This window comes from Sphaerotilus sp., from assembly GCF_013299175.1.
Classification (GTDB): Bacteria; Pseudomonadota; Gammaproteobacteria; order Burkholderiales; family Burkholderiaceae_C; genus Sphaerotilus.
In genome coordinates this window covers 1-11,220 of the sequence record NZ_JAAFKF010000113.1, presented here as the reverse complement: position 1 = coordinate 11,220, position 11,220 = coordinate 1, and the positions used below count along the sequence as shown (strand labels likewise).

At 65.5% G+C, this 11,220-nt stretch carries 9 protein-coding genes and 2 tRNA genes; 4 read left to right on the top strand and 7 right to left on the bottom strand.

The window, feature by feature from the left end:
• Window positions 1-2,180: vitamin B12 dependent-methionine synthase activation domain-containing protein (locus tag QZW52_RS16265; protein WP_294000681.1), on the top strand; the 2,180-nt coding region annotated here is incomplete at its 5' end.
• A 63-nt stretch (window positions 2,181-2,243) separates the two neighbouring features.
• Here QZW52_RS16265 and QZW52_RS16260 read toward each other — a convergent pair.
• The 5 genes from QZW52_RS16260 to rplU form a co-directional block, all read right to left on the bottom strand.
• Entirely contained in the window at window positions 2,244-2,816 is a 573-nt protein-coding gene (locus tag QZW52_RS16260) for a PEP-CTERM sorting domain-containing protein (protein ID WP_294000679.1), read from the bottom strand.
• 167 nt (window positions 2,817-2,983) lie between these two features.
• Window positions 2,984-4,114, bottom strand: coding sequence for a glutamate 5-kinase (proB, locus tag QZW52_RS16255; protein ID WP_294000677.1), 1,131 nt, complete (start codon window positions 4,112-4,114; stop codon window positions 2,984-2,986).
• A gap of 7 nt (window positions 4,115-4,121) precedes the next feature.
• Window positions 4,122-5,225, bottom strand: a complete 1,104-nt coding sequence (gene obgE, locus QZW52_RS16250) for a GTPase ObgE (protein WP_294000676.1) — start codon at window positions 5,223-5,225, stop codon at window positions 4,122-4,124.
• 121 nt (window positions 5,226-5,346) lie between these two features.
• Window positions 5,347-5,604, bottom strand: a complete 258-nt coding sequence (gene rpmA / locus QZW52_RS16245; protein WP_294000674.1) for a 50S ribosomal protein L27 — start codon at window positions 5,602-5,604, stop codon at window positions 5,347-5,349.
• A gap of 44 nt (window positions 5,605-5,648) precedes the next feature.
• On the bottom strand, window positions 5,649-5,960 hold the full coding sequence (rplU, locus tag QZW52_RS16240; RefSeq protein WP_179632469.1) for a 50S ribosomal protein L21: 312 nt from the start codon (window positions 5,958-5,960) through the stop codon (window positions 5,649-5,651).
• Window positions 5,961-6,244: 284 nt separating this feature from the next.
• Here rplU and ispB point away from each other — a divergent pair, with 284 nt between their 5' ends.
• The 3 genes from ispB to QZW52_RS16225 all read left to right on the top strand — a co-directional run bounded on the left by ispB (window position 6,245) and on the right by QZW52_RS16225 (window position 7,419).
• Complete coding sequence (ispB, locus tag QZW52_RS16235) at window positions 6,245-7,186, top strand: octaprenyl diphosphate synthase (RefSeq protein WP_294000683.1); 942 nt, start codon at window positions 6,245-6,247, stop codon at window positions 7,184-7,186.
• Window positions 7,187-7,211: 25 nt separating this feature from the next.
• Window positions 7,212-7,288, top strand: a tRNA-Pro gene (locus tag QZW52_RS16230).
• Between the two features lie 54 nt (window positions 7,289-7,342).
• Window positions 7,343-7,419 (top strand) — tRNA-Pro (locus QZW52_RS16225).
• A gap of 66 nt (window positions 7,420-7,485) precedes the next feature.
• Here QZW52_RS16225 and QZW52_RS16220 read toward each other — a convergent pair.
• Both QZW52_RS16220 and QZW52_RS16215 read right to left on the bottom strand, forming a co-directional pair.
• The gene (locus QZW52_RS16220; RefSeq protein WP_294000672.1) at window positions 7,486-9,972 is read right to left on the bottom strand and encodes a DEAD/DEAH box helicase; all 2,487 of its coding nucleotides are present in this window, start codon (window positions 9,970-9,972) and stop codon (window positions 7,486-7,488) included.
• The coding region (locus QZW52_RS16215) for a site-specific DNA-methyltransferase (protein WP_294000671.1) at window positions 9,969-11,220 on the bottom strand (1,252 nt) is incomplete at its 5' end. The genes QZW52_RS16220 and QZW52_RS16215, both read right to left, overlap by 4 nt.

Here is an 11,220-nt window from a genome sequence, read left to right as displayed (position 1 = left end):
TCATTTTCGACCCCAATATCTTCGCCATCGCCACCGGCATCGAGGAGCACGACAACTACGCCGTGGACTTCATCAACGCCACGCGCTGGATCAAGGCGAACCTGCCGGGCGCCAAGGTCTCGGGCGGCGTGTCGAACGTGAGCTTCTCGTTCCGCGGCAACGAACCCGTGCGCGAGGCGATCCACACCGTGTTCCTGTACCACGCGATCCAGGCCGGCATGGACATGGGCATCGTCAACGCGGGCATGGTCGGCGTGTACGACGACCTGGAGCCGGTGCTGCGCGAGCGGGTCGAGGACGTGGTGCTGAACCGCCGCCCCGACGCGGGCGAGCGCCTGATCGAGATCGCCGAAACCGCCAAGGGTGCCGCCAAGGACGACTCGGCCAAGCTCGCGTGGCGCGGCACGGCCGAGCAGTTGGTGAGCGTCGATGACCGCCTGAGCCACGCGCTGGTCCACGGCATCACCGACTTCATCAACGCCGACACCGAAGAGGCTTGGCAGGCGATTTCGGCCAAGGGCGGGCGCCCGCTGCACGTCATCGAAGGCCCGCTGATGGCCGGCATGAACATCGTCGGCGACCGCTTCGGCGCCGGCAAGATGTTCCTGCCGCAGGTGGTCAAGTCGGCCCGCGTGATGAAGCAGGCGGTCGCGCACCTGCTGCCCTACATCGAGGCCGAGAAGAAGGCCATGGTCGATGCGGGTGGCGAGGCCAAGCCGAAAGGCAAGATCGTCATCGCCACCGTCAAGGGCGACGTGCATGACATCGGCAAGAACATCGTCACCGTGGTCCTGCAGTGCAACAACTTCGAGGTGGTCAACATGGGCGTGATGGTCCCGTGCCAGGACATCCTGAAGAAGGCGCGGGAAGAAGGCGCGGACATCATCGGCCTGTCCGGGCTGATCACGCCGAGTCTGGAGGAGATGCAGCACGTTGCCGCCGAGATGCAGCGCGATGACTACTTCCGTGAGCGCCAGACGCCGCTGCTGATCGGCGGCGCCACCTGCTCGCGGGTCCACACCGCCGTCAAGATCGCGCCCCACTACACCGGGCCGGTGGTCTACGTGCCGGACGCGAGCCGCTCGGTGGGCGTGTGCTCGGACCTGCTCAGCGACGAGCGTGCCGCCAAGTTCATCGACGAACTCAACGCCGACTACGACCGCGTCCGCACCCAGCACGCGAACAAGAAGGCCACACCAATGGTGCCGCTGGCGACCGCACGCGCCAACAAGACGCCGATCGACTGGGCTGCCTACACGCCGCCGAAGCCGAAGTTCATCGGCCGGCGCGTGTTCCGCAACTACGACCTCGCGGAACTCGCGCAGTGCATCGACTGGGCGCCGTTCTTCCAGACCTGGGATCTGGCAGGCAAGTTTCCAGAGATCCTGAAGGACGAGATCGTCGGCAGCGAGGCGGTGCGGGTGTTCAGCGATGGCAAGCGCATGCTGCAGCGGGCGATCGAGGGGCGCTGGCTGCAGGCGAACGGCGTCATCAGCCTGCTGCCCGCCAACACGGTGGGCGACGACACGGTCGAGGTCTACAGCGACGAGTCACGCGAAACCGTCGTGCTGCGCTGGCAGCCGCTGCGGATGCAGTCGGAGCGGCCGGTGATCGACGGCGTGCGCCGGCCGAACCGCTCGCTGGCCGACTTCATCGCGCCCAAGGGGACGAAACCGGACTACATCGGCCTGTTCGCCGTGACGGCCGGGCTGGGCATCGAGAAGAAGGAGCGCCAGTTCATCGACGATCTCGACGACTACAGCGCGATCCTGTTCAAGGCGCTGGCCGACCGGCTGGCCGAAGCCTTCGCCGAGCGGCTGCACCAGCGTGTGCGCACTGAGCTGTGGGGCTACGCGGCGGACGAGGTGCTGAGCAACGAGGCGCTGATCGCCGAGCAGTACCGCGGCATCCGCCCGGCGCCGGGGTATCCGGCCTGCCCGGACCACCTCGTCAAGCGGGCGATGTTCGACGTGCTCGACGCGCCGGACATCGGCATGACGCTGACCGAAAGCATGGCGATGACCCCGGCGGCGAGCGTCAGCGGCTTCTACCTGGCGCACCCCGAGTCGGCGTATTTCAACGTCGGCAAGATCGGCGAGGACCAGTTGGCGGACTTCGCGGCGCGGCAGGCGCTGAGCGAGGTCGATGCACGCCGGGCACTGGCACCGGTGCTGAACTGAGTTGAATCGCTCTCCGCAACAAAAAAGCGCCTCGGTCGAGGCGCTTTTTTTGCGGAGGGACACTCAATGCTGCACAGGCTTGCGGCGACGGGCCACGAAGCCCAGGGCGCCCAGTCCCGCGAGCATCATCGCGTAGGACTCGGGTTCCGGCACAGCCGCCGCCACGGTCACACCGTCAACACCGAACGCAGCACCCTTGCCCGAGAAGTACAGGTGGTAGGAATCACCGGCAATGGCAGTGAACGTGTAGGACGCGGCGTGCCAGCCAGCACCCCATGCCGTCATCGGGTCGCCCGACGTGCCCAGCGCAGTGGCGAAATCGTTCGAGTTGAAGATGCGCGAGCGACCATCCCCGGTCGCCCAGAAATTGACGTTGTAGAGACCACCAACCGTCGCCGTGAAGCTCTGGTAGATCGACTCGTTGGCATCCAGCACAGCGTACTGGTTGCCGAGCGCGCCCCCCAGCGGGGCCGTCGAAGCACCGCCGGTCGTGTCGCCCCAGAACGCGTGCAGATCGGCGCTCTCGAACGATGCGTCGTTCAGGGGAATGGACTGGGCCTGTGCCGCCGTGGCACCCAAGGCCACGACAACGGCTGCTGCCAGCACCGAAAATTTCTTGAAACCGAAGTTTTGCATGGTCGCTCCTGAGTGTGGTTTCGATCGGCGCCAAGCCAATCTGAATTTAGTGAGGCCAGTGTGCGGAACCCACCAGTTTCATGCCACCCCGGTTCGCGGGTACCGATTCGTCTCAATTGAGAGAACCACACCCCCTACCCCACAGGCAGGTAGGCGATTTATGCAATTCAAGCCGGCAGCACCAGCAACACCAGATTGTCACGGTGGATCAACTCGGCCTCGTTGGCATAGCCCAGCAGCCCCTCGATCTGCGACGACGGCTTGCGCGCGATGAGCCGGGTTTCGCTGCTGGCATAGTTCGCCAATCCACGGGCAATCTCGACACCCGCCTGTGTCCGCACCGCAATCACGTCGCCGCGGGAGAAATCCCCCTGCACCTCGACCACACCGATCGGCAGCAGGCTCTTGCCCTCGTCGCGCAGCTTGAGCGCCGCGCCATCGTCCACCACCACCGCGCCCTTGAGCTGCAGGTGGTCGGCCATCCACTGCTTGCGCGCCGCGACCTTCGGGGTCGTCGCCACCAGCAGCGTGCCGATGGACTCGCCCGCCACCAGCCGCAGCAGCGCATCCGGCTCGCGGCCCCAGGCGATCACGGTGGACGCGCCACTGCCGGCCGCCCGCTTGGCCGCCAGGATCTTGGTGATCATGCCGCCCTTGCCGATGCTGGAGCCCGCGCCGCCGGCCATCTGCTCCAGCTCGGGTGTCCCGGCCACGGCTTCGTGGATGAACTTCGCGTCCGGATCCTTGCGCGGATCGGCCGAGTACAGGCCCTTCTGGTCGGTGAGGATAACCAGCGCATCGGCATCAACGAGGTTGGCCACCAGGGCACCCAGCGTGTCGTTGTCGCCAACCTTGATCTCGTCCGTGACAACGGTGTCGTTCTCGTTGATGACCGGCACCACACCCAGACCGAGCAAGGTCAGCAGCGTCGAACGGGCGTTCAGATACCGCTCGCGGTCGGCCAGATCGGCGTGCGTGAGCAGCACCTGCGCGCTGCCCAGACCCTGTTCACGCAGCGCCGTTTCGTAGACCTGCGCCAGCCCCATCTGCCCGACGGCAGCGGCGGCCTGCAACTCGTGCAGCTCCTTCGGCCGGGTTGCCCAGCCCAGGCGCTTCATCCCTTCGGCGATGGCGCCGGAGGACACCATCACCACCTCGCGCCCCTGCCGCACCAGCGCGGCGAGCTGCACGCACCAGGCGTTGATGGCCTCGGCGTCCAGGCCGCGGCCTTCGTTGGTGACCAGACTGGAGCCGACCTTGACGACGATGCGGCGGGCGTTCAGCAGAACCTCACTCATGGCAACCTCAGCGGAAGCGCGGATCGGCCGGATCCGGCGGCAGGGACTCGTTGTCGGCCTCGACGAAGCGCACGTCCGGCACCTCGATCGGGGGGGCATTGAGCGCGGCAACGTGCTGGTAGAGCGCCCGGACGAGGGGTTCGCACCCTTCGCGGGTCAGCGCCGAAATCTCGAACACCGGCGCCTTCCAGCGCAAGCGGCGCACGATGTCCTTCATGCGCTTCTTGCGTTCCTCGGGGTCGGGAATCATGTCGAGCTTGTTCAGCACGAGCCAGCGCGGCTTGTCGTAGAGCGCCTTGTCGTACTTCTTCAGCTCCTTGGCGATGGCACGAACCTGTGCGACCGGATCGACGCCATCGTCAAACGGCACCGCGTCCACCATGTGCAGCAGCACGCGGGTGCGCTGCAGGTGGCGCAGGAACAGATGCCCCAGACCGGCGCCTTCGGAGGCCCCTTCGATCAGGCCCGGCACGTCGGCGACCACGAAGCTCTTGCTCGGGCCGACCCGCACCACGCCGAGGTTGGGGTGCAGCGTCGTGAACGGGTAGTCGGCGATCTTGGGGCGCGCGTTCGAGATGGCGGTGATCAGCGTGGATTTGCCGGCGTTGGGCATGCCGAGCAGGCCGACATCCGCCAGCACGCGCAGCTCCATCTTCAGCGCCTTGATCTCGCCGGGCCAGCCGACGGTTTTCTGCCGGGGCGCGCGGTTGGTGCTGGTCTTGTAGTGCAGGTTGCCGAAGCCGCCGTCGCCGCCCTTGGCCAGGATGATCTGCTCGCCGTGCGTGAGCAGCTCGGCAATGACCTCCTCGGTCTCGGCATCCCGGATGATGGTGCCGACCGGCACATGCATCACCACGTCCGCACCGGCCGCGCCGAACTGGTCTGAACCCCGGCCGGACTCGCCGTTGCGGCCTTCGTAGCGACGGATGTAGCGGAAGTCGATCAGCGTGTTCAGGTTGCGGTCGCCCACGACATAGACATGCCCGCCGCGGCCCCCGTTGCCGCCGTCTGGTCCACCGAACGGAATGAACTTCTCGCGCCGGAAGCTGGCGCAGCCGGAGCCACCGTTGCCGGCGGCCACATCGATGGTGACTTCATCGACAAATTTCATGCTTGTACTCCAGCATCCAGACGCATCGGGTCATCCGATCATCGGATCTTCAGATCATTTCAAAGCAAAAAAGCCCCGGCTTGCCGGGGCTTCATGCGCGCAAGCGTCGCAGCGCGGTCGATCAGACCGGCGTGACGATCACGGTCTTGCGGTTCTCGGCGCCCTTGGTGGCAAACGAGATGGTGCCATTGACCAGCGCGAACAGCGTGTGGTCACGGCCCATGCCGACATTGCTGCCTGCATGGAAACGGGTGCCACGCTGGCGCACGATGATCGAGCCGGCGGTGACCACTTGGCCGCCGTAGGCCTTGACGCCGAGCATTTTCGGTTGGGAATCGCGGCCGTTCCGTGTGGAACCGCCGCCTTTTTTCTGTGCCATGGTTCAGATCCTCTGAGGATGTGCTGGATGGGAGAGGCGACGGATCAGCCGAGCACCGCGCTGATTTGCAGCTCGGTGTAGTTCTGGCGGTGGCCCTGGCGCTTCTGGTAGTGCTTGCGACGGCGCATCTTGAAGATGCGCACCTTGTCGTGCCGACCATGCGACAGCACCGTGGCCGTCACCGTTGCGCCATCAACCAAGGGAGCGCCAACCCGGAGTTCTGCACCGCTTCCAACGGCGAGCACCTGGTCGATCACGATCTCTTGGCCAACGTCCGCAGTGATCTGTTCTACTTTGATTTTTTCGCCGGCTGCAACCTTGTATTGCTTGCCACCGGTTTTTATGACCGCGTACATATCAGCCCTTTCTTGGGGGTAAAGTTTTTCCGCGTGCTGACGCCAGCAACATCCCGGTGACAAACGCGAAGCCCAAGATTATGCCACGCTTTGCACGACTTGCTTCCCCGGCTGTCGGCTTCTCATCACAGCCCCAAGCCGCAAAGCGTGTCCGGCCAAACACCGGTCAGTCTGCAGTTGTGACAGGGTTCCTATAATCCGCGGATTCTGCGCATCCCAACCAGCCCCTCCTCGTGAGCTTCGCCACCGCCACCAAGCCGACCTCCTCCGCCGTCACGCAACTCATGGCCGGCGAGATGGCGCAGGTTGATGCCGTGATCCACCGCCGTCTGGCCTCGGAAGTCGCGCTGATCAACCAGATCTCGCACTACATCGTCAGCGCCGGGGGCAAGCGCATCCGCCCGCAGCTCGTCCTGCTGTTCGCCCGCGCCCTCGGCTTCGACGGCCCGGAGCGTTTCGAGATGGCTGCGACAGTCGAGTTCATCCACACCGCCACGCTGCTGCACGACGACGTAGTGGATGAATCCGCCCTGCGCCGGGGCCGCAAGACCGCCAACGCGCTGTTCGGCAATGCGGCCAGCGTGCTGGTGGGTGACTTCCTGTACTCGCGGGCCTTCCAGATGATGGTGTCGGTGGACCGGATGCGCGTGCTCGACGTGCTGGCCGAGGCGACCAACGTCATCGCCGAAGGGGAAGTCCTGCAACTCATGAACATGCACGACCCCGACACCAGCGTCGAGGATTACCTGCGGGTCATCCGCTACAAGACGGCCAAGCTGTTCGAGGCGAGTGCGCGCATCGGTGCCGTGTTGGCGGGCGCGACACCGGAAGTCGAGTCCGCCTGCGCCGCCTACGGGCAGGCACTGGGCACGGCGTTCCAGATCGTCGATGACCTGCTCGACTACGAAGGCGCCACCGCCGCGCTGGGCAAGAACGTCGGCGACGACCTGCGCGAAGGCAAGCCGACGCTGCCACTGTTGCACGCCATGCGCCACGGGACCGCCGCCGAACGCGACCTGATCCGCCACGCCATCGAGCACGGCGAGGTCGAACGGCTCGACGAGATCATCCAGATCGTGCGCCGCACCGGTGCTCTGGACGCCACACGCCAAGCCGCTCGCGACGAGGCACAGCGTGCGCAACAGCACATTTCGGCACTGCCCCCTTCCCAATTCAAGGATGCGCTGCTAACATTGTCAGTCTTGGCAGTTGACAGGAATTCCTGAGTTTTCAGGGCAGTTCGTCAGCACACGGGGTGTAGCTTAGCCTGGTAGAGCGCTACGTTCGGGACGTAGAGGCCGGAGGTTCGAATCCTCTCACCCCGACCAAGGACAATTCAAAACGATCGCGCCACAGGGTTTTGCATGGCGCGATTTGTTTTTCGGGGTGTAGCTTAGCCTGGTAGAGCGCTACGTTCGGGACGTAGAGGCCGGAGGTTCGAATCCTCTCACCCCGACCAGATTCACCCATTCATGCACCCACGAAGCCCCACTTGCTGGGGCTTTGTCGTTTTCAGCTTCGATGTTCAATCGTGGCGAAGGCGTCCGACCTCGAACAGGCCGTCGTCCTCCAGGTCGCCCTCCACGAGACGGAACAAGCGCAGCGCCTGCTTGTCCTTGGCGCCAACCCCGACCATGAAGGCGCGGCCGTAGTGCGGATGCACCGCCCCCGCCTTCTCCTTGTCGTATTGCTGCAGGTGCGGTCCCTTGAACTCCACCAGCGCGACGCCGTCGCCCACCTTCCGGCCTTTCACGGCCACCAGGAAATCCGGGAAAAACCCGACACCGTTCGACCAGCGGTACAGCGCCACCGACTCAGGCTGGCGCACCGGGTTGCGGTGCCACCAGTCCACATCGGGCGACGTGTCCAGCAGTTCGGCAAAGCGCCGCTCCTCGACAGAAAGGTCGGGCGGAAAGATCCCGTAGACGTTGCGCCTGGCCTTCTCCAATGGCTGCGCAGATTGCTGCACCGGCGGCAGCGAGTGGGAACGGGCATGAATCTGGCTGGCGCGGCAGCGTTTGTGCGCCTGCCGGATCAGGCTCGGGTTGCGGACCAGGACCAGCTCCAGTTGCTGGGTCAGGGCCTCTTCGGATTCAGGCAGGTCAAACCCTCCAGCGTCCAGCGCACCCTGGAAACGCTGTCGCAGCGCCCGCAGGAACGCCCGGTTGTCCACATCGGGGTACTCGAACGCGATCTGTCTGGCCCGCTGCGCGATGCCGACGGCGGACATCTTGGCCAGGATGTCCACGTCGTCCGGGGCATCGGCGCTCTCGAAGAGGTCCACCGTGCGCTTCACCAGCTTGGTCTTGCTGCGGTCGCGGTCCACCAGCACCGCAGAGAAGTCGATGAACGACACCAACTGCACCTCGAAGTCGTCGGGGTTCGCGGGCAGCACTTCCGTCACCAGCGCAGGCAAGCCCTGCACCTTCAGGGGATAGCTGTACTGCGCCTGCGCATCCAGCTTGAACGCATTCACCAGCGCCGTCGGCCCCGCACTCGCACCGTGCGCCAGCGCGGTCTTGGCGAGTTCAGGGAACAGGGCCGACGTTTGCTGCGGCAGCGGTACCACGGTCTGGGTCTGGCCCGACGGGACGGCGGTTGGTGTGCCCTCGGTGCCTTCAGGTGACACCACGGCAACGGGTAGCTCAGTCGGAAAGATCACCGCTGTCTGGCCAGGTTTGACCACCTGGACAAACGACGAATCGTCCGTGAAGGTGATGACCGTTTCGGGCGTGGTGTTGGCCGTGTGGGCCTGGAGCTTGTTGATGGCGGCAGCCGCCCCCGTCAAGCCCTCCTGCGCCGCTCGGTTCGCCAGGAATACGTAGCCGTGGTCCAGGACCGGCGGGGTGTCCGGGCGGCGCTGCAGCAGCGGATGCACGCGCATGATGCGGCCGACCACCTGGATGCCGAAGTTCGCGTCACGGGTGCCCCGCAAGGCCGCCAGCGTGAAGGCCCGCGGCGCGTCGAAGCCCATCGCAATCGCCATCTTGAACACCAGCACCTCCACCGTCGGGTCTTGCGCCAGCGCCTGCAAGTTGGGGTCCGGCTCTTCGGCGGCGTGGACCTTGACGGCCGACGCCGGGAATTTCAGCGGCCCGGTCAGGTAGTCGCGGGCCTGGTTCAATGCGGCGCCGCCGTTGGGTACCTGCACAAGCATCAGCGGCGTGAGCGCCACACCGTGCTGGGCCAGCACGCCCTTGAGGTGGCGGTGCATGGCCGCGCACTCGGACATGGCGACTTCCTCGAAGTTCACCAGCGCGGCATCGTCGTTGTTGCCGGTGAGGAACTGCGCCGTCTTGACGCCGAGCTTGAGCAGACCGGCTTGGTGGCCCTCGTGCCGCGTGATGCTGGCCCAGTCGGCGGCGTCGCCCACCTGATAGCCAGTCTTGTCGGTGAAGCTGGCCACGTCGGTGTCCCGTGGGGTGGCGGTCATCATCAGGACGTAGTCCGGCGCCAGCACGTCGGCGAAGAAGCGGTGCGCCTCCTTGGCCTTCACGAAGCCGTGGTGCGCCTCGTCCACCACGACGCCGATCCGCAGGCCCAGGGCGCGGGCTTGGGCGACGAGTTCATCCACCGACAGGCCCGCGTCGCCCGTGGTGCGGGCCAGACGCGATTCCTTGGTCTTGGTCGCCACCGTCTGCCAAGTGATGACGAAGAGTGCGCCGGAGGCCAGCTCGTCCGGGGTGCGCTGGTGCGCGATGTTCAGGATCTTCAGTTGCGGGGCCTGGCGTTGCAGGCTGGCCGCCGCCTGGTCGATCAGGGTCGCGTAGGGGGCGAACCAGAACCAGACCACCTCGTCCAGCGCCGAGAAGCGGGCCACGGTTTCGGTGGCGATCAGCGTCTTGCCGATGCCGGTCGGGGCCTGGAGCAGGATCGCCGCCGATTGCTGGCGCAGCGTACACAGCGCCTGCGGGTTCGTCAGGCGGTCGTAGTCGTCGCGCAGGTTCTGGAAGCGGGTGACGAGGGCGGTGATGTGCCGCTCCTGGAACGGCAGTGGATCGATGCGGCTCATGCGTGTTCCCCTCCCAGCTTGCCGAACCGGAAGCCGCGCGTCAGGTCGGCCGGGACTTCTCGCAGGTTGTTTTCATGGACGAGGCCCGTCAGCGCGGCGGGTGTCCAGGTGTAGACGACGGCGTGCGGGTGCAGGAGCAGCGCCGCTTGCAGGGCGGTTTTCATCTTGGCGGTCGTGGCGGGCAGGTAGATGAGCACCTGCCCTTCCCAGACCGACACCGAGGCCAGCGCGCCCCGCTCGGTCAGGGGGTGGTGGTGCTTCATCTGGAGGTAGGACCAGACCAGGCCGTCGTCCAGGCGCTCTTCGAGGCGGTGGGTCGGGATGGTCCGGGTCCGCAGGTAGGCGAAGCCGCCGCCCAGCCCGGCCACCTCGTCTCCCTTGGCCGACGTGTAGCCCTCGGCGGCGCGGCGCACGCGGGTGGCGCACACGTCGCGGCACAGGTTCTTGTCCGGCTCGGTTTCGGTGGCTTCGGTGCTGGACACGAGGATGAAACGGCGCTCGCCGCCGTCTTCCTGGTTGAGCTGCAAGAGGGCCTGGGCGAGCGTGCCGGACCCCGCGAAGAAGTCGAGCACCAGGTCGCCGGGCTTGGTGGCCAGACGCAGGATGCGGTCCATCAACTGCAAGGGCTTGGGCGTCGAGAACACGTCCTCGTTGCGCTCCTTGGGCAGGATCTCGTTGAGCTGCTTCTTGGCGTCCTGCGTGTGGCCCACGGCGTCGTAGGTCCACAGCGTCTGCGGCACCACGCCTTGCTTGACATCCGTCAGGAAGCGTTTCAATCGAGGAGCGTTGTTGCCATCCTTGCCCCACCAGATTCGATTGTCTTTGTTCAACTCCGCAAATCGGTCCTCTGAGATGGTCCAGTAACGGCCGGGAGGCGGGCCTGCAATCACCTTGCCTGAGGGCGTGGTAACGCTGTACGAACCCGCAGAGTAGTAGTTGCGCGCCGACAAGTCGCTCGACATCCACAGACCCCGTGGATCATTGTCCAAATTCTTGTAAGCACCGTCCTGGGCGGCAGTACGTGGCATCGGATTGGGACGCCAGCGGTCCCGGTCAGCGGCGTAGACCAACACGTACTCGTGGTCATCCGAGAAGTGGACCGCCGTGTTCTTGGGCGAAAAGACCTTCTGCCAGATGACGTTGGCGATGTGGTTGCCCTCGCCGAACACCTTGTTCATCAACAACCCGAGGTTAAACAGCTCGTTGTCGTCGATCGACACGAAGATGACGCCATCGTCGGCCAACAGA